Annotated in this window: 16 protein-coding genes; 5 read left to right on the top strand and 11 right to left on the bottom strand. The window is 73.4% G+C overall.

The window, feature by feature from the left end; genetic code table 11:
* Positions 1 to 409 precede the first annotated feature (409 nt).
* Together sucC and sucD are read left to right on the top strand one after the other, a co-directional pair.
* Positions 410 to 1594 carry an ADP-forming succinate--CoA ligase subunit beta gene (gene sucC / locus OHA99_RS14230; protein ID WP_007444050.1) on the top strand — a complete coding sequence of 395 codons (1185 nt, stop codon included), beginning with the start codon at positions 410 to 412 and terminating at the stop codon, positions 1592 to 1594.
* Between the two features lie 28 nt (positions 1595 to 1622).
* Positions 1623 to 2507, top strand: coding sequence for a succinate--CoA ligase subunit alpha (sucD, locus tag OHA99_RS14225; RefSeq protein WP_003974163.1), 885 nt, complete (start codon positions 1623 to 1625; stop codon positions 2505 to 2507).
* A gap of 118 nt (positions 2508 to 2625) precedes the next feature.
* Here sucD and OHA99_RS14220 read toward each other — a convergent pair whose 3' ends face one another.
* Complete coding sequence (locus OHA99_RS14220; protein WP_405696029.1) at positions 2626 to 3897, bottom strand: sigma factor-like helix-turn-helix DNA-binding protein; 1272 nt, start codon at positions 3895 to 3897, stop codon at positions 2626 to 2628.
* Positions 3898 to 3993: 96 nt separating this feature from the next.
* Between OHA99_RS14220 and OHA99_RS14215 the strand changes: the two genes are divergently transcribed.
* The gene (locus OHA99_RS14215; protein WP_405696027.1) at positions 3994 to 5643 is read left to right on the top strand and encodes a DUF6350 family protein; all 1650 of its coding nucleotides are present in this window, start codon (positions 3994 to 3996) and stop codon (positions 5641 to 5643) included.
* Positions 5644 to 5814: 171 nt separating this feature from the next.
* Here the strand turns inward: OHA99_RS14215 and OHA99_RS14210 are convergent, their stop codons facing one another.
* The gene (locus OHA99_RS14210; protein ID WP_405696025.1) at positions 5815 to 6597 is read right to left on the bottom strand and encodes a hypothetical protein; all 783 of its coding nucleotides are present in this window, start codon (positions 6595 to 6597) and stop codon (positions 5815 to 5817) included.
* A gap of 313 nt (positions 6598 to 6910) precedes the next feature.
* On the opposite strand from OHA99_RS14210, the gene purN reads away from it, so the two are divergent.
* Both purN and purH read left to right on the top strand, forming a co-directional pair.
* On the top strand, positions 6911 to 7558 hold the full coding sequence (gene purN, locus OHA99_RS14205; RefSeq protein ID WP_164383522.1) for a phosphoribosylglycinamide formyltransferase: 648 nt from the start codon (positions 6911 to 6913) through the stop codon (positions 7556 to 7558).
* Positions 7555 to 9132 (top strand): bifunctional phosphoribosylaminoimidazolecarboxamide formyltransferase/IMP cyclohydrolase, encoded by a 1578-nt coding sequence (gene purH / locus OHA99_RS14200; protein WP_405696022.1) that lies wholly within the window; start codon positions 7555 to 7557, stop codon positions 9130 to 9132. Before purN ends, purH begins: the two co-directional genes overlap by 4 nt.
* Positions 9133 to 9234: 102 nt before the next feature.
* Here the strand turns inward: purH and OHA99_RS14195 are convergent, their stop codons facing one another.
* From OHA99_RS14195 to OHA99_RS14155, 9 genes are all read right to left on the bottom strand, one after another.
* A complete protein-coding gene (locus OHA99_RS14195) occupies positions 9235 to 9750 on the bottom strand; it encodes a hypothetical protein (RefSeq protein ID WP_153178317.1) in 516 nt (171 codons plus the stop codon).
* 127 nt (positions 9751 to 9877) lie between these two features.
* Positions 9878 to 10336: a hypothetical protein gene (locus tag OHA99_RS14190; protein WP_153178316.1), complete on the bottom strand. Its 459-nt coding sequence runs from the start codon at positions 10334 to 10336 to the stop codon at positions 9878 to 9880.
* Positions 10337 to 10473: 137 nt separating this feature from the next.
* Positions 10474 to 11400, bottom strand: coding sequence for a hypothetical protein (locus OHA99_RS14185; protein ID WP_381503360.1), 927 nt, complete (start codon positions 11398 to 11400; stop codon positions 10474 to 10476).
* A 218-nt stretch (positions 11401 to 11618) separates the two neighbouring features.
* Positions 11619 to 11978 carry a peptidoglycan-binding protein gene (locus OHA99_RS14180; protein WP_007444059.1) on the bottom strand — a complete coding sequence of 120 codons (360 nt, stop codon included), beginning with the start codon at positions 11976 to 11978 and terminating at the stop codon, positions 11619 to 11621.
* Between the two features lie 142 nt (positions 11979 to 12120).
* A complete protein-coding gene (locus tag OHA99_RS14175) occupies positions 12121 to 13482 on the bottom strand; it encodes a protein kinase domain-containing protein (RefSeq protein WP_405696019.1) in 1362 nt (453 codons plus the stop codon).
* Complete coding sequence (locus OHA99_RS14170; RefSeq protein ID WP_153178313.1) at positions 13479 to 14222, bottom strand: FHA domain-containing protein; 744 nt, start codon at positions 14220 to 14222, stop codon at positions 13479 to 13481. Before OHA99_RS14170 ends, OHA99_RS14175 begins: the two co-directional genes overlap by 4 nt.
* A 200-nt stretch (positions 14223 to 14422) precedes the next feature.
* Positions 14423 to 14893 (bottom strand): hypothetical protein, encoded by a 471-nt coding sequence (locus OHA99_RS14165; RefSeq protein WP_405696016.1) that lies wholly within the window; start codon positions 14891 to 14893, stop codon positions 14423 to 14425.
* A 99-nt stretch (positions 14894 to 14992) separates the two neighbouring features.
* Positions 14993 to 16855 (bottom strand): serine/threonine protein kinase, encoded by a 1863-nt coding sequence (locus tag OHA99_RS14160; RefSeq protein ID WP_405696014.1) that lies wholly within the window; start codon positions 16853 to 16855, stop codon positions 14993 to 14995.
* Positions 16852 to 17598: an FHA domain-containing protein gene (locus OHA99_RS14155; protein ID WP_165685035.1), complete on the bottom strand. Its 747-nt coding sequence runs from the start codon at positions 17596 to 17598 to the stop codon at positions 16852 to 16854. The genes OHA99_RS14160 and OHA99_RS14155 overlap by 4 nt, the downstream gene beginning before the upstream one ends.
* Positions 17599 to 17629: the final 31 nt, after the last annotated feature.

Raw genomic sequence — 17629 nt, 5'->3', positions numbered from 1 at the left:
CCGGCCGAAACCCCGCGGTCCGGTCCGGCTGGTCCCCATTGGGGTGGGGACCAGCCGGACCGCACCCCGGTGGACCGCACCCGTGCGGCCCGCCGGGGGCGCCACGGGCCTCACCGGGTCAACCCCAGCCCGGTGAGGCCCCTCACCCGCCGCGCGAGGCGCCCCGCACGCCGCTCACACCCGGCACCCCGTGCCAGTGAGCGCGGCATCATGTGACAGGCATCACCGCTCAGGTGTGACCCACGATTTAGAGACCCTCCGCATGCGGCGATAACCTGCGAGACGGACATGCCGCGCGCTCGGACACCGTGTGCGCCCCCCTTGTGACTCACAGCGGACGTCACGTTGCCCTTCGCGGCACGCCCACGCATCCAACGAACCGCGAGATCACTGATAGGGACGGAAGCGCGTGGACCTGTTCGAGTACCAGGCGAGGGACCTCTTCGCCAAGCACGATGTACCGGTGCTGGCCGGTGAAGTCATCGACACGCCTGAGGCGGCGCGCGCGATCACCGAGGGTCTGGGCGGCAAGTCCGTCGTCAAGGCTCAGGTGAAGGTCGGTGGCCGCGGCAAGGCCGGCGGCGTGAAGCTCGCCGCCTCGGCGGACGAGGCCGTCGCCCGCGCGACGGACATCCTCGGCATGGACATCAAGGGCCACACGGTCCACAAGGTGATGATCGCCGAGACCGCCCCCGAGATCGTCGAGGAGTACTACGTCTCCTTCCTCCTCGACCGTGCCAACCGCACCTTCCTCTCCATCGCCTCCGTCGAGGGCGGCGTGGAGATCGAGGAGGTGGCGGCCACCCGTCCGGAGGCCGTCGCCAAGACCCCGATCGACGCGATCGACGGTGTGACGCCCGAGAAGGCGCGCGAGATCGTCGAGGCCGCGAAGTTCCCGGCCGAGGTCGCCGACAAGGTCGCCGACATCCTGGTCAAGCTGTGGGACACCTTCATCAAGGAGGACGCCCTCCTGGTCGAGGTCAACCCGCTGGCCAAGGTCGTCTCCGGGGACGTCATCGCCCTCGACGGCAAGGTGTCGCTGGACGACAACGCCGAGTTCCGTCACCCCGACTTCGAGGCCCTCCACGACAAGGCCGCGGCCAACCCGCTCGAGGCCGCCGCCAAGGAGAAGAACCTCAACTACGTCAAGCTCGACGGCGAGGTCGGCATCATCGGCAACGGCGCCGGTCTCGTCATGAGCACCCTGGACGTCGTCGCGTACGCCGGTGAGGCGCACGGCAACGTCAAGCCCGCCAACTTCCTGGACATCGGTGGCGGCGCCTCCGCCCAGGTCATGGCGAACGGCCTGGAGATCATCCTCGGCGACCCGGACGTCCGCTCCGTGTTCGTCAACGTCTTCGGCGGCATCACCGCCTGCGACGAGGTCGCCAACGGCATCGTCCAGGCGCTGAAGCTCCTGGAGGACCGCGGCGAGAAGGTCGAGAAGCCGCTCGTCGTCCGTCTCGACGGCAACAACGCCGAGCTGGGCCGCAAGATCCTCACCGACGCCAACCACCCGCTGGTCCAGCGCGTCGACACCATGGACGGCGCGGCCGACAAGGCCGCCGAGCTGGCTCACGCCGCCGCCAAGTAAGCACTCAGGACGAGGACACCAACACACCATGGCTATCTGGCTCAACAAGGACAGCAAGGTCATCGTCCAGGGCATGACCGGTGCCACCGGCATGAAGCACACCAAGCTCATGCTGGGTGACGGCACCGAGGTCGTGGGCGGCGTGAACCCGCGCAAGGCGGGCACCTCCGTGGACTTCGACGGCAACGAGGTACCGGTCTTCGGCACCGTCAAGGAGGCCATCGAGAAGACCGGCGCCAACGTCTCCGTCATCTTCGTGCCGGAGAAGTTCACCAAGGACGCCGTCGTCGAGGCCATCGACGCCGAGATCCCGCTGGCCGTCGTGATCACCGAGGGCATCGCCGTGCACGACTCGGCCGCCTTCTGGTCGTACGCCGGCAAGAAGGGCAACAAGACCCGGATCATCGGCCCGAACTGCCCCGGCATCATCACGCCGGGCCAGTCCAACGTCGGCATCATCCCGGGCGACATCACGAAGCCGGGCCGCATCGGCCTGGTCTCGAAGTCCGGCACGCTGACGTACCAGATGATGTACGAGCTGCGTGACATCGGCTTCTCGACCGCCGTCGGCATCGGTGGCGACCCGATCATCGGCACCACGCACATCGACGCGCTCGCCGCGTTCGAGGCCGACCCCGAGACCGACCTGATCGTCATGATCGGCGAGATCGGCGGCGACGCCGAGGAGCGTGCGGCCGAGTACATCTCGAAGAACGTGACCAAGCCGGTCGTCGGCTACGTCGCGGGCTTCACCGCGCCCGAGGGCAAGACCATGGGCCACGCCGGCGCCATCGTCTCCGGTTCGTCCGGCACCGCCCAGGCGAAGAAGGAGGCCCTCGAGGCCGCCGGCGTCAAGGTCGGCAAGACGCCGACCGAGACGGCGAAGCTCGCCCGCGCCATCCTGGCCGGCTGACACCTGCCAGGCACGCGGGCCGAGCGCCCGTGCCGCACCGAGTGGCCCGCCCTCTGTTCGCAGGGGGCGGGCCACTCGGCGTTCCGGGTGGGCGCCTGGCTCCCTCGTGCGAGCCGGGTCATTCGAGCCTCGGGCTGAGCCGTTCCGGCCCGTGCTGCAGCTGGTCCCGCAGCTTGTGCCGCAGTTCCAGTTCCTCGTCCGACAGGGAGCCCTGAGCCACCCTGGGCGGTACCCCGCGCACCGCCTGTCCGGGGGACACGGGCGGTTCGTAGTGCGTGGGCGCGGTGCGCACGGTCAGGGCCGTGGTCCCGATGAGGGCGGCCGTGAACGCGATCGCGGTCCGGGTCCAGAACCGCGCCCGGCGCTCGCCGTCCCCGCGCACGGCGTGGGGCCGTGCCGCGCCCAGCCGTTCGTTCGACGCCAGCTCGGCCAGCCGCCGGTGCAGCGCCTGCGGGTCGGCCAGCGCGGGCAGCCGGCCCGCGACGGCCTCGCGGGCGCGCAGCAGGCGGTTCGCCGCCGTCGGGGTGCTCGCCTCCGTCTCCGCCGCCGTCTCGGGCAGGTCCAGGCCCACACCGTCGTACAGCACCAGCGTGCGGCGGTGTCTCGGGGGGAGTCTGAGCAGGGTGTTCAGCAGGGTGCGGTCGCCGGGGTCGGCGGGCGGGGGCTCCGGGTGCCGGTGGCGCGGGCGCAGCCGCTGCCAGGGCGAGAGCGCGTACTCGTACGCCGTCGCCCGCACCCAGCCCACCGGGTCCCGGTCGCGGGCCACCTCGGGCCAGTGCTCCCAGGCCGTCTGGAAGGCCCGTTCCACCGCCTCGCGGGCCTGCTCACGACGGCCGGTCAGCAGGTAGGTCTGCCGTACGAGGGCGGGGGCGCCGAACTCGTACAGCGCGTCGAAGGCCTGAGCTGGCGTCAGCGCGACGGGTGCGGGCCGCGCCTCGGGGACCGGCTCGGGGCCGGGCTCGGGTTCCGGGGCGGGCTCGAGGGTGGATTTCGGACCGGATTCCGGACCGGATTCCGGGGCGGGGCCCGGCTCGGGCGGCAGCGGCTTCCGCGCCGGGGCCGATTCGGATCCCGAGTTCGGTGCCGGTGCCGGTGCCGGTGCCGTTTCCGGTGTCGGTGCCGGGTCCGTTTCCGGTGTCGATTCCGGGTGCGCGTGCGGGGGCCGTGTCGTCCGACGTGCCGTCTCTTCGTCGGCCAGCGTCTTCAGCAGCTTCGCGTACGCCTCCCGTTTCCGGCCTCGCGGAGTCGTGCGGCCGCTCTCCCACGCACGCACCGTCCCCGGGGTGACACCCACCCGTGACGCGAGCTGAGTCTGTGTCAGTGCGGCCGTCTCCCGCAGGTGTCGGCGGGCCTTGGGGGGTGGGAGCGGGGGCGCGGGGCGGCGGGTCACAGGACGCCCCTTCGTACGAAAAAGTACATAAACATATATTGAGCGACACAGCGGGGCTTCGCTCGTTACGCCGGGAAAGCGCGTGTCGTTGGGAGCATGGCGGGCGTGATCCAGACGACCGTCCGTTCAGCCCCGCTCTCCCAACTGCGCACCCGGTGGCGCGACCGGTCGCCCGGCCTGGCCGCCGGGCTCCTGGGGGGCGTGTTCGCCGCGCTGCTGGGACTGGCGTCGTGCGCCGCGCTCGTGACGCTGCTGTGGATCAGCTCGCCGTACCCCGACAGCGGGTCGGGCGGCGCCCTCCACGTCGCCGCCGCGCTGTGGGTGCTGGCGCACGGGGCCGAACTGGTGCGTGCCGACACGCTCTCCGGCACCCCCGCGCCCGTCGGCGTCACCCCGCTGCTGTTCGTCCTCCTGCCGGTGTGGCTGCTGCACCGCGCCGCCCGGGACGCCACGGACCCCGGGGACGGGGTGGGCGTGGCCGTCGGGGCGGCTCCGAAGCCGGGGGCCCGCGGGCGCCCGGCGTGGCTGGCGGGCGCCCCGGACGCCGGGCCACCGCCCGTCTCCGCGCGCGTGGCCTGGACCGGAGTCGTCCTGGGCTATCTCGCCGTCGCCGCGCCCGTCGTCCTGTACGCGCAGGGCGGCGCGCTGCGGCCCTCGTGGTGGTGGGCGGTGGTGTGTCTGCCGCTGGTCGCCATGGGCGCGGCGGGCGCCGGGGTGTGGACGGCGTTCGGCCGGCCGGGCGGGCCGGTGGGGCGGGCGCTGCGTGTGCTGCCCCGGAAACTGCGCGAGCTGATGGTGGAGCCGGACGCGCGCCTGGGCGCCGCGACGCGCGCCGCGGGCGCCGGTGCGGCGGTGCTCGTCGGGGGCGGTGCGCTGCTGCTCGCGGTCTCGCTGGTGTGGCACGGGGCCGCCGCGGGGGAGGCGTTCCTGCGGCTGACCGAGGGCTGGTCGGGGCGGTTCGCCGTGCTGCTGCTCTGTCTGACGCTGGTGCCGAACGCGGCGGTGTGGGCGGCGGTGTACGCCCTCGGCCCCGGCTTCGTGCTCGGCTCCGGGCATGTCGTGGCCCCCCTCTCCTCCGCCCCGGCACCGCTGCTGCCGCCGTTCCCGCTGCTGGCGGCGGTGCCGGATGCGGGTCCCGGCACGGCGCTGCACTGGGCGGCCGGGGCGGTGCCGTTGGTGGCGGGCGTGGTGGTGGGGTGGTTCACGGCGCGGGCCGCCGCAGGGGGAGCGGCGGCCGGGGAGGTGGGAGAGGCCGGGGTGGCCGGGGCCTGGTCGTGGCGGCGGACCGCTGGTGCCGCGGTCGTGGCGGCCGTCCTGTGCGCGGTCCTCGTCGCCCTGCTGGCCGCGTTCGCCGGCGGGCCGCTCGGGAGCGCCGCGCTCGCCCGCTTCGGGCCGGTGTGGTGGCAGGCCGGGGGCGCGACGCTGGGGTGGATCGGGGTGGTGGCGGTGCCGGTGGCCGTGGTGGTGCGGGGGTGGCGGTGCCGGGGCGCTGCCGCGCGGGGGGACGGGGGTGGGGAGGGTGTGGTGCCGTCCCGGCGGTTCCTGCCCTCGGGGGCGGGTGCTCGGTCTGCCGTGCGCTCCGTGTTCCTCGGGGGACGGTGGCGGAGGGCGAAGGACGCGGAGGGCGGGGGTGGCGTGGACGAGGATGCGGTGCCGTTCGGGTTGTACGACGACCACGATGGTGGGGTCGCGTACGACCTTCTGCCGGTTGACGGGGCTGAGGAGTCGCCTCGTGGTGGGGGGTGACGGGGGTATGGGCGGGTGCGGGGGGGTGTCTACGGCTTTCTTCGCCCCCGCCGCCCCTTCCCTTTCCCGTCCCTGGGGGCTGCCGCCCCCAGACCCCCGCTTCGGCCTGGACGGCCTCGTCCTCAAACGCCGGACGGGCTGAGAGGGCCGGACGGGCTGAGAGGACAGGGCTCAGTCGCCCGAGCCCAGGAGGTCGCGCAGCTGTTCCGGCAGGTGGCGCTCGCAGGACTGCTCCGCCGCGTGGGTCAGGGCGTCCTCGCGGCAGGTGTAGTAGTCGCTGTAGATCAACTGGGCGCCGAAGGACGCGGCGACCAGGACGATGGCCAGGGACGACGTGACCAGGCCGCTGATCGCGGCGGTGCGCTGCGGTCGGCCGGTCTGCTCGGCGGGCGGGGCCGGGGTGTCCGGGTCGGAGGCGGCGCGAGGCTTGGTGCGCAGCGCGCTGATGCCCCAGTACAGGGCCAGGGCACCGAGCAGCAGGGCCACGTACGGCCAGGTGAAGAGGGCGAAGAACAGGGCCCACATGCCGCTCAGCAGGGCGTAGCGGGCACGCCGCTGGGCGGGGTCCGTCGGGTCCCAGCGCGGGCCGGAGCCGCCGCCCGAACCCTCGGGGCCGCCGCCGGAACCGCCGGGCCGGTCACCGAAGCCGCCGGGGGAGCGGCCGGGCTGCCGGTCGCTCCACTGTCCGCCCCAGGGGGAACGCGCGCCGTCACCCTGGGAGTCGTCGTCGCCCGACGGGTGCCGGGGCTGCCAGGGGCGGTCCGGCGTGCCCTCGGCGGGCGGGGCGAAGGGGTTGTCCTTGTCGGTGGCGCCGTCCTGCTCGCCGCCGTTCCTCCGGTCCGAGGGCGAGTCGGGCGGCGACGAGGGGCGCTCCCGCAGCAACACGGTGCTGCCCTCCCCTGGCTGCGCCGACTGCTGGGGGAGTGTGAGCAGTCGCAGGCTGCGGTCCGGCATCAACTGAGCGTCTTCCCCTTGGCGACGATGGACGGGCGGCTGGTGGAACGGGCGGGCCGGTGGAGCGGACGAACCCGTCGGTACGTCTGGTGAACGCGTGACGCCCAGGCGTCGTTCCCGCTCCGGCTCCACGCAGACGCTACCTTCCGGTCACGCCCCCGTCCCGAGGGGGCCGTCCGGTGTGCCGGTATCGTTGCTGGCGGTCGGCCGCTTCGTAGACTTCCCCGTATCCAGGGACGCGAAGCATTCGTACGACCGTACAAAGAGATCCGACCGTACAAAGAGATTCGCTTTCCCGAGAAAGGCCCCCACCGTGGCCGCCAAGCCCGTGGACCGGCGAGCCAGGCGCCTCGTCGTGCTGGTCTCCGGATCCGGCACCAACCTCCAGGCGCTCCTCGACGAGATCGCCGCCACCGGCGTCGCGGCCTACGGGGCCGAGATCGTGGCCGTCGGCGCCGACCGCGACGGGATCGAGGGGCTCGCCCGCGCCGAGCGATCCGGGGTGCCCACCTTCGTCCGCAAGGTCAGGGACTACGGGACCCGCGAGGAGTGGGACGCGGCGCTCGCCGAGGCCGTCGCCGCCCACGAACCGGACCTCGTCGTCTCGGCCGGGTTCATGAAGATCGTGGGGAAGGAGTTCCTCGCGCGGTTCGGCGGGCGGTTCGTCAACACCCACCCCGCCCTCCTCCCCAGTTTCCCGGGAGCCCACGGTGTGCGGGACGCGCTCGCGTACGGCGCCAGGGTCACCGGCTGCACCGTCCACTTCGTCGACGACGGCGTCGACACCGGGCCGATCATCGCGCAGGGCGTGGTGGAGGTCCGGGACGAGGACTACGAAGACGAAGGTGCCGCTCTGCACGAGCGCATCAAGGAAGTCGAGCGAAAGCTGCTCGTCGATGTCGTGGGGCGGCTCGCCCGCAACGGCTATCGCATTGAGGGACGAAAGGTAGTTATCCAGTGACCGCCACCGCCACCGCCGAGAGCAACAAGCGGGCCATCCGACGGGCGCTCGTCAGCGTCTACGACAAGACCGGGCTCGAGGAGCTCGTCCGCGGGCTGCACGAGGCGGGCGTCGAACTCGTCTCCACCGGGTCGACCGCCGGGCGGATCGCCGCCGCCGGCGTCCCCGTCACCAAGGTCGAGGAGCTGACCGGCTTCCCCGAGTGCCTGGACGGCCGGGTCAAGACGCTGCACCCCAAGGTGCACGCCGGCATCCTCGCCGACCTGCGCCTGGAGAGCCACCGGCAGCAGCTCGACGAGCTGGGCGTGGCGCCGTTCGACCTGGTCGTGAGCAACCTCTACCCGTTCCGCGAGACCGTCGCCTCGGGCGCCACCCCGGACGAGTGCGTCGAGCAGATCGACATCGGCGGCCCCTCGATGGTGCGCGCTGCGGCCAAGAACCACCCGTCGGTCGCCATCGTCACCAGCCCCGCCCGCTACGCCGACGTGCTCTTGGCGGTCAAGGACGGCGGCTTCGACCTGAGCGCCCGCAAGCGGCTGGCCGCCGAGGCCTTCCAGCACACCGCCGCCTACGACGTGGCCGTCGCCTCCTGGTTCGCCGCCGAGTACGCCCCGGTCGACGCGTCGGGCTTCCCCGACTTCCTGGGTGCGACGTACGAGCGCGCCCACACCCTGCGCTACGGCGAGAACCCGCACCAGCCCGCCGCGCTCTACACCTCCCCCGAGGGCGGCGGCCTCGCGCAGGCCGAGCAGTTGCACGGCAAGGAGATGTCGTACAACAACTACACGGACACGGACGCCGCCCGCCGTGCCGCGTACGACCACGCCGAGCCCTGCGTCGCGATCATCAAGCACGCCAACCCGTGCGGCATCGCGGTCGGCGCGGACGTCGCCGAGGCGCACCGGAAGGCGCACGACTGCGACCCGGTCTCCGCGTACGGCGGGGTGATCGCGGTCAACCGCCCGGTCTCCAAGGAGATGGCCGAGCGGGTTGCCGAGATCTTCACCGAGGTCGTCGTCGCGCCGGACTACGAGGACGGCGCGCTCGAAGCCCTCACCAAGAAGAAGAACATCCGCGTGCTGCGCGCCCCCGAGGCGCCCGCCGCGCCGGTCGAGGTCAAGCCCATCGACGGCGGCGCCCTCCTCCAGGTCACCGACCGTCTCCAGGCCGAGGGCGACGACCCGGCCAGCTGGACCCTCGCGACCGGCGAGGCGCTGTCCGAGGCGGAGCTGGCCGAGCTGGCCTTCGCCTGGAAGGCGTGCCGCGCCGTCAAGTCCAACGCGATCCTCCTCGCCAAGGACGGCGCCTCCGTCGGCGTCGGCATGGGCCAGGTCAACCGCGTCGACTCCGCGAAGCTCGCGGTGGAGCGCGCCGGCGCCGAGCGCGCGCAGGGGGCGTACGCGGCCTCCGACGCCTTCTTCCCCTTCCCGGACGGCCTGGAGATCCTCACCGCGGCCGGTGTGAAGGCCGTGGTCCAGCCCGGCGGTTCGGTCCGCGACGAACTGGTCGTCGAGGCGGCGAAGAAGGCGGGCGTGACGATGTACTTCACGGGGACGCGGCACTTCTTCCACTGACACAGCCGCAGCCGCAGCCCCACCGCATCTGGACGCGCCCGTGCCCCGGGCCGGTCGTCACGACCGGCCCGGGGCACGGGCTGTCCGTCCAGCGACGGAACGTCAGCCCGGGAAGCGGTCGTCGCAGGCCGAGGCCCACGTCCACCGGTGGGAACGAGCGGCGTCCAGCGGAGTGCCGTCGGGGAACTTCGCCCCGTCGAGCTCGGTCAGGTAGGACTCCGAACGGGTCAGGCACACCTGGGATCCGGTGTAGCCGGTCCCCGCGTGGAGCTCGACGGCCAGCCCGGAGCTCGCCTTGAAGAGCAGGGACTTCACCGCGCCCACGGCGACGCCGTGCACGGAACCGGAGGAGTCGCCCCAGTCCGGGTCGTTGGTCGCGGTCGAGGCGAGGTGGCCGCCGCAGTCGTAGCCGCTGTAGAGGTGGAGGTAGCCGTTGCGGGCGTTGCGCCACGCGTTCTCGCAGGTCTCGGAAGCCGTGGCGGTCGGGGACGCGGTGGATGCGGTGGAGGACGTGGACGCCGTGGACGCGTGGGCACCGGTCGCCGGGACGACGGCGCCGAGCACCGCGAGGGCGAGCGTGGCGAACGCGGCGGGCATCCTGAGCATGGTCGTTCGCATGGTCGCTCCTTGTCATGCGCGGAACGGTCGGGCGGGGTTCCGGGGCGACCCGTGGCCCGCCGCGAGAGGCGGGCCACGGGGCCGGACCGGAGCCGGTGCACGGGCAGGCCGTGCCGGTGACCGTCGGTCAGGAGTTCAGGAACTTCCCGCAGGACGAGTTCCACACCCACCGGTGCGAGCTGATGCCGTTGTTCACGCCGGCGCCGCTGGTGAACGTGTGCCCGGCCAGGCTGGACATGTAGTACTCGGACTTCTTGATGCAGGTGTGGCCGCCGCCCCAGTCCTGCCCGGTGCCGTTGAAGACCTGGACGGCCATGCCCGAGGTGCCCTTGTGCAGGATGGACGACGCCGTGTTGGTGTCACCGCCCTGGAAGGGTCCGCTGCTGTTGCCGTAGTCCGAGTCCCAGCTGTCGGTGCTGCCGATGTAGCCGCTGCAGTTGTAGCCGCTGTACGCGTAGAAGTAGCCGGAGCGGGCGTTGTGCCACGCGGTGTCGCAGGCCGTGGCGGCCTGGGCGCCGGTCGCGGGGACGATCGCTCCGAGGCCGGCGAGGCCGAGGGTCGCTGCTGCGGCGAGGATCTTGCGCATGGTGCGGGTCTCCTTGTCAGTCGGTGCTGGATGTCCCGCGGCCGTGGGCCGCGGAAGTTCGGATCGCCCGGTGCGGGCGTGTGGGCGTGCGGGCGTGCGGGACGGCGCCCGGTGTCGGGCGTGCGGGGCGGGACGGGTCAGGCCGTCGAGCCGGTGATCTCCTCGGCCCGGGCGAGGGCGGCGACGCTCATGCGCGCGTAGGCGGCGACGTCCTCGCCGTACCGGTCGAGCTCCTTCTCCCGGTACTCGTCCTCGAGTTCGCGCGCCGTGCCGGCCAGGCCCGTCTCCACGGCGCAGGTGGCCTCGGCCACCGCCAGGGCGACCTCGGTCGCGTAGGCCTCGTCGGGGCCCATTCCGGCGGTGAGGTCCGGCAGCTTCGCGCGGATCTCCTCGGGATCGGCGTAGGCGTGGCCCGCCTCGCGCATGCAGGCCGCCCAACGGCCGAGAGCGCTCGTGAAACGCTGGTCCCCGAGCAGCGCCGGCACGTAGAGGGAAGACAGGTTCGTGGCCGTCTTCTCGGCCCGGAACCAGGTCGCGAAGTCGCCGTAGAGCCGGTCCTTGGCGTCGGCCTGGCAGCTTTCGGCGGGGGTCCGGACGGTGCCGCCGCCGGGCAGCTCCGCCGTCAGCATGCCGCTCGACGGCCCGCCCTCGAGCGTCTTGTCGTAGCGCACGCGTTCCTTCTGCGGGAGCGCGTTGGCGTACGCGTGATTGGGGTCGTCGCGCTGGACGTCCTGGAGCTTCTCCTGGAGCCGGCTGCCGTAGCCGTGCCGCTTCGCCCAGGCCGGGTCGGTCAGCACGTAACCCCCGCCCCCGAGTTCGTCCACGGTCGGCAGCGGCCCCACCCAGTACTCGAAGCCGGCCTCCTCCATGCACTCCTTGACCAGCTCCTGCTCGGCGCGCTGGACCAGGATCCGCTCGGCGTCGGACAGCTCACGGCCCTCGCCCGGGTCCGGACTCGCCGTGGTCCCGGCCGGCCCGGCGGTGGCCGCGATGCCGCAGCCCGTCGCCGCGGCGCCGATGAGCAGCGCCGCCGCGCACTTCGTGGCGAGAGTCCGCCTCGTCATCACGCCCCCCGTCGTCCGCTTCCCCGTCCCCCGTGGCGGGGAAGCGATGACCACTCTGGCGGCGTTGGGCGCGGCGCGGTACCTGAAGAGTTGCAGGGTCCGCTTCCCCACCGGTCCCAGGCGCGTCCCAGGAGCTGTCCCCCCGAGCGCCCGGAGGGCCCCGGCGCCGGTGTTCCCCACGGCGCCGGGGCCCTCTTCGTCGTCTCTCCGAGACCGGGTCAGGGGTGCAGACAGGCCCAGGTGTTCGGGCCGATGATCCCGTCGTCCGCGATGCGGCACCGGACCTGCATGATGGTCACCGCGGTCTCGGTCACCTCACCGAAGATCCCGTCGATGTCCACGGCCGAGTAGCCCCAGACCCGGTTCAGCAGGCACTGGGCGTGGCGCACGGCCGAGCCGGTGCTGCCCCTGCTGAGTACGGGGTGGGAGCCGCTGTAGTTGCAGGGGCCGAGCGCGGTCGCCGAGGAGCCGGCGACGGTCTCGGGTGCGGGCGCGGCGGCGGCCGCGGGCACGGACAGGACGCCGCCGACCAGGGCCGTCACCGATACGGTCAGAGCGAGACGCTTGCGTAAGGACATGCCGGTCACACCTTTCGGGAAGTAGCTTCGCTCGGGACGTGAGGTGCCGCGAACGAAGCTACGAGAGGCCACCCCCGCCGGGCGTCAAACCGCCGGTGTACTTACGCGGTAAACCTGCGCGGTAGGGCGGTCGTAGGGCGGTTCAGGACTCGGCCGCGCTGCGCAGCGCACGCCAGGTGGCCGGTCCGACCGTGCCGTTCGCGTCCAGGCCCGCCCGCTTCTGGAAGATGACGACCGCGCCCTGTGTCTTCGGGCCGAAGTCGCCGTCCACCTCGCCCACCTCCTCGATGCCGTGGAGGTGGCGGAGCAGGCACTGGAGCTCTCTGACCTGGCTGCCGCCGTCTCCCCGCTTGATCGTGAAGTCCCAGGTGCCGCTGTGGCCGGCCATGTAGCCGGGTCCGTGCGCGGCGTCCTCGTACACCACGGGTTTCTCGCAGGTGGGCGGCGCGGCGGCGGCCGGCTGTGGCTCCCAGGGGGTGGTGTAGGCGAGGGTGACCGCACCCGCGACCACCGCCGCGACGGCCGCCGACAGGACGGGGCGCCGCCACCGCCGCGGGCGCAGCCTCGGCAGCCGGGCCGACCGGGAGGCGCCCGTCGCCTCCTCCACCCGGCGCAGCAACGCGGCGGTGTCGGTGGCGCGTTCCGCGTGGGTGGGGGCCAGGCAGTCCCGCAGGATGTCCCGCCAGGCGTCGGGCAGGACGGGGGACAGCCGCAGTTCCTCACGGCCGCGGGCGTAGCGCATCGCCGCGTCGGAGCGGGCCTCCGCGGTGCCGCCGGGCAGCGGGAAGGCACCGGTCAGGACGACGTGCGCGAGGACGCCGAAGGCCCACACGTCGGCCGTCGGACGGATGCGGGTGCCGCGCTCGTCGACCTCGGGCCACAGGAGTTCGGGCGGCGTGTAGTCCGGGGTGGCGAAGGCCGGTGTGTAGGCGTGGGTGCCCTCCAGTTCGGCGGCCATGTTGAAGTCGGCCAGCCGGGCCGAACCGTCCGCCATCAGCAGTACGTTGGCCGGTTTGAGGTCGCCGTGCACCCAGCCCGCGTGGTGCAGCTGGTGCAGGCCCTCGCAGATCTGCGCGAGCAGGGCGGGCCCGCACTCCGGGACCGGCGTCCGGGCCAGTACGGCGTCCAGGGAGCCCTCGGCCCGCTCCAGCACCAGGACGGTCGCGCCGTCCAGCTCCGGACGGCCGGGGTCGTCGACCGTCAGCGTGTCGTACATCCGGATCAGCCGGGGCGCGCGCAGCCGCCGCAGCAGGTGCACCTCGCGTTCGGCCAGGTCGCGCAGGTGGTGCAGCTGGCGCGGGGTGCGGGTGCCGGTGGGCAGGAACTTCAGCGCCGCCCGCCGCGGCGGCTCGCCGGAGTCGGAGGTACGGCCCGCGCCGGCGGACGCGTCGCGCACCCCCTCGTAGACCGTGGCGAACGCGCCGGAGGCGACCGGCTCACGCACCTCCCACGGCCCGACCCGGTACCCCTTCGGCACCGGGACCGCGTACGGCCGCCCGGTCACCGCTTCGCCCCGCTCGGGACCGGCGCGAGCACCACGAGGTCGTCCTCGCGGACCAGGTCGAAGCGGAGGGCGAGAGAGGCCAGGGACTCCTTCTTGCCGTGGGTGCGGCGGCCCGCCTCCGCCGTCTCCGGGCCGGGCCTCAGCCGCAGCTTCACGGCGAGGTAGTCGATGTTCCAGTACACGGCGGAGCGGCTGACCTTGGGCCAGCTGGGCCGCAGCCGCTCCACGATCTCCTCGACCGCGGGCAGCGGCGCCCGGGGCTCACCGCGCAGGCGCCGTTCGCACAGGGCGGCCAGCACCGCGAAGTACCGTTTGGTGCGGTCCAGGACGAACGCCGGTACGGTGCCCGTCCCTTCGAGACCTCCGCGCTCGACGCTGCGGAAGACGTGGCGCGGCGCCCAGACGTCGAAGCTGAGCAGGTCCCCCGCCGCGGGCAGGGTCACGCGCGACAGCTCGAACGGCACCGGTGCCTCCACCCGGCCCGGCGCGACCTTGATGTGCTCGCCCGCCCCCTCCGGGTTCTCCACCACGTAGGTCTGGTCCTCGCTGAGATTGCTCAGCAGCCAGAAGGTCCGGTGTGCCGCGATCTCCCCGGCGACCCTCGGCACGCCCTCGTGCGCGATGGTGAGTCCGCCGCTGCCGGACTCCGCCCGGCCGAACTCGACGCGTTCCCCGGTGCCGATCCTCAGCTGCTCGATGACGCTGCCGCACGACGGCGGCACGACGATGACGCTGTACATGGAGTCGTCCCCCTCCCCCGATACCTCGGGGTCAACTTTCCCCAGTCCAACAAGGGGCAGCGTACGGGGAGCGGGTGAGGGCAGCCTAAGTATTCGGACGCCTCGGCGGGTCGGTGACGTCCGGACGGCGAAACGGCGGCCCCCGGCCCCTCCGTGGAGGTGACCGGGGGCCGCCGTGCGGGCGCGCCCGGACGAGCGGATCAGCAGGGGCGCAGCGACCAGATCGGGTCCCAGTCCGCCCGGCCCGCCTCGTAGGCCGTCGACGTCCAGCGGACGCTGCCGTCCCGGTTGAAGAACTTGGCGACCGTGCCCGGTGTCTGGTTGTTCGTGAACGGTCCGTCCCCGGTCCAGTTGGTCAGGTTCCAGGTCTGGCACTTGTAGAAGTCGAACTTCGTGCCGTTGACGACCATGCACAGGTGGCCGTAGCCGCAGGCCAGGTCCCGGGCGCCCAGGTTCTTCGGCGCGTCCGTCACGGTCAGGCCCTTGTACTCGACCGCGTCGGCGGTCACGCGCAGGGGCTTCGGGTTGTCGGCCAGCACCTGGCCGGCCTTCTGCGGGAGGCCGGTCACCCGGGTGCCGTCCGGGGCGTCGGCCGCCGTGGCCGCGACCGTGGAGCCGGCGGCCAGGGCCGTGGCCGCGAGGAGGAGTGCTGCGGGCTTGAGGATGTTCATCGTTGTCCCCCGTGAACGTCGGTGTGTCGTACCGCCGAAGCGGTGTGCTCACACCGTGCCCCCGGTCACCGGCCGCGCGGAACCTCGGAACTGTCAGGGTCACTTCCCGCCCCGGGGCGTGTACTCCTTGAGGTGGTGAGCGACGCGGTCGGCGTAGTCGCGGTACTTCGGGGGAACCCCGCCCGCGTCGTTCACCTTCTTGTACGACGTCCGGTAGGACACGGCGATCAGCACCCTCCGGTCGCCCCGTAGGCCGGCGTCGAGGCGGGGCGTGATCCAGCACAGGTAACGGCCCATCGCCGGAACGGACTCGGCGGGCGGGAACGGCGGCTGGGGCACGGTCTCACCCGGGGTGCCGTCCTCGTTCATCCACCAGCGCAGCACGCTCGGTGTCCAGCGGGCGATGCCGTACTCGTCCTTGGCCGGGTCGGCGAGGTCCGGGTCGAAGTCGCTCTCCACCTTCAGTACGGCCGCGATCAGGGCCGGGCTGACCTCCTCGTGGCCGCAGTCGTGCGCCGTCTCCACGATCAGCAGGCGGTAGGCGGGCGGCACGTCCCGGTCGGTGCGCAGTTCCGATGCGCCGTAGGAGGCCGCGGCGACGCTCGCGGTGCCGCCGGGGCGCGGGCCCGCGACGGGCTCCCGGCCGTCGTCGGCCCAGCGGACGACGCCGTAACCGAGCGCGGCGAGGGCGACCAGCCCCGCGGCCGCGGCGCCGAGGACCCTGCGCCGGGGGCGTGCACGGGGCCGCCGGACCGAGAACCTCGCCAGGCCGCTCGCGCCGCCCGTCGCGCTCGTCACCCGCCGCAGCAGCGCGTCGGTGCCCGTGCGGTCTGCGTGCGTACGGGTCAGGCACGCCCCCACGATCTCCCGCCACGCCGACGGCAGTTCGGGGGACAGGAGCAGCTCGTGGGTGCCGCGTGCGTAGGCGATCGCGGCGTCGCGACGGGCCGTCGGGGTGCCGCCGGGCAGCGGGAACGACCCCGTGAGCACCAGGTGGGCCAGGACACCGAAGGCCCACACGTCGGCGGACGGGCGGATCCGGCGGCCCCGCTCGCCGATCTCGGCCCACAGCAGCTCGGGCGGCGTGTAGTCGGGGGTGGCGAAGGCCGGTGTGTAGGCGTGGGTGCCCTCCAGTTCGGCGGCCATGTTGAAGTCGGCCAGCCGGGCCGAACCGTCCGCCATCAGCAGTACGTTGGCCGGTTTGAGGTCGCCGTGCACCCAGCCCGCCCGGTGCAGCTGGTGCAGGCCCTCGCAGACCTGCGCGAGCAGCGCGGGACCGGCCGGCGGGCGGGGCGTGGCGGAGAGCAGGGCGGACAGCGAACCCTCGGCGCGCTCCAGGACGAGCACGGTGGCGCCGTCGAGCCGGGGCCGGCCGGGGTCGTCGACGGTGAGGGTCTCGTACATCCGGATCAGCCGGGGCCGCCGCAGCCGGCGCAACAGCTCGACCTCGCGCTCGACCAGGTCCCGCAGGTGGGACAGCTGCCGCGGGGTGCCGGTGCCGGTGGGCAGGAACTTCAGCGCGACGGTGTCGGGGACCTCCCCGCCCGCACCGCCGCTGCCGTCCGCGCCGGAAGGCCGGCCCGGGCGGCGGAGCGTGCCGTCCCCGCCCGTGTCCCCCGGGTCGTCCGTGCCGTCCTCGGCCGGGTGGGCCGTGTCGGTGTGCGCGCGGCTCGGGGTGCCGGTGCCGGTGCCTTGGCTGCGGCCGGTGCCGTCGGTGTCCGCCGTGTCGGTCGTGTCCGCCGTGTCGGTCGTGCCGGTCGTGCCGGTCGTGCCGGGACGGCTGGGGCGGTGCCCCGTACCGTCCCCGCCGGGCCGCGTCGGCGAGGCCTTCGTGGTGTCGTCCCCGCCGGTGCGGCGTGCCTCGTACACGCTGCCGAAGGCGCCGGTCGCGATCGGCTCGCGGACCTCCCAGACGCCCACCCGGTACCCCCTGGGCACCGGGACGGCGTACGGCTCGGTCATCGCAGCGCCTGTCCGGACGGCGCGGCGAGAACCACCAGGTCGTCCTCGCGGACCAGGTCGAAGCGGAGCGCCAGCGAGACCAGCGACTCCTTCTTGCCGTTCAGCCGGGGACCGGGCTCGGCGGTCTCCGGGCCCGGCTTGAGCCGTAACTTCACGGCGAGGTAGTCGATGTTCCACTGCACCGACGTACGCGAGGCGGCCGGCCAGGCCGGGCGGAGCCGCTCCACGACCTGGTCCATGGTCGGCAGCGGCGCGTGCGGCGCCCCGCGCAGCCGCGGCTCGCACAGCGCGGCCAGCACCGCGAAGTACCGCTTGGTGCGGTCGACGGAGAAGGCCGGGGCGGTCGGCTCGCCGTCGGTCCCGTCCTCGCCGCGCAGATAGTCGTGGCGCGGCGCCCACACCTCGAGAGGCAGCAGGTCCCCGGCGGCGGGCAGCACGATCCTCGAGAACTCGAACGGCACCGGGGCGTCGAGGCGGCCCGGCGCCACCTTGATGTGCTCGCCCGCGCCCTCCGGGTTCTCCACCACGTACGTCTGGTGGGCGGACAGGTTGCTCACGGTCCAGAAGGTGCCGTGCGCCGTGATCTCACCGGCTCTGCGGGACACCCCGTCGTGCCCGATCAGCAGGCCGCCCTCGGGCACGGACCGCCCGAAGACGAGCCGGTCGCCGGGCGCGAGCCGGTGCTGGGTGCGGGTGTTCTCGTCCCCCGTGGTCGGCGGAGGTACCACGATGATGCTGTACAAGGTGCGTCTCCCCGTGCCTGACGGCTACCCA

This window comes from Streptomyces coelicoflavus, assembly GCF_045041415.1.
GTDB lineage: Bacteria > Actinomycetota > Actinomycetes > Streptomycetales > Streptomycetaceae > Streptomyces > Streptomyces coelicoflavus.
Note: the sequence above shows the minus strand (reverse complement) of the source record. Positions and strands in the feature narration are given on the sequence as shown.

Bases quoted from the DNA above. Each gene is read 5' to 3' on its own strand.
- OHA99_RS14210 (WP_405696025.1), bottom strand. From the start codon at position 6,597: ATGCCGGACCGCAGCCTGCGACTGCTCACACTCCCCCAGCAGTCGGCG.
- OHA99_RS14185 (WP_381503360.1), bottom strand. From the start codon at position 11,400: ATGACGAGGCGGACTCTCGCCACGAAGTGCGCGGCGGCGCTGCTCATC.
- sucD (WP_003974163.1), top strand. From the start codon at position 1,623: ATGGCTATCTGGCTCAACAAGGACAGCAAGGTCATCGTCCAGGGCATG.
- OHA99_RS14180 (WP_007444059.1), bottom strand. From the start codon at position 11,978: ATGTCCTTACGCAAGCGTCTCGCTCTGACCGTATCGGTGACGGCCCTG.
- OHA99_RS14215 (WP_405696027.1), top strand. From the start codon at position 3,994: ATGGCGGGCGTGATCCAGACGACCGTCCGTTCAGCCCCGCTCTCCCAA.
- OHA99_RS14170 (WP_153178313.1), bottom strand. From the start codon at position 14,222: ATGTACAGCGTCATCGTCGTGCCGCCGTCGTGCGGCAGCGTCATCGAG.
- OHA99_RS14165 (WP_405696016.1), bottom strand. From the start codon at position 14,893: ATGAACATCCTCAAGCCCGCAGCACTCCTCCTCGCGGCCACGGCCCTG.
- OHA99_RS14195 (WP_153178317.1), bottom strand. From the start codon at position 9,750: ATGCGAACGACCATGCTCAGGATGCCCGCCGCGTTCGCCACGCTCGCC.
- OHA99_RS14160 (WP_405696014.1), bottom strand. From the start codon at position 16,855: ATGACCGAGCCGTACGCCGTCCCGGTGCCCAGGGGGTACCGGGTGGGC.
- OHA99_RS14190 (WP_153178316.1), bottom strand. From the start codon at position 10,336: ATGCGCAAGATCCTCGCCGCAGCAGCGACCCTCGGCCTCGCCGGCCTC.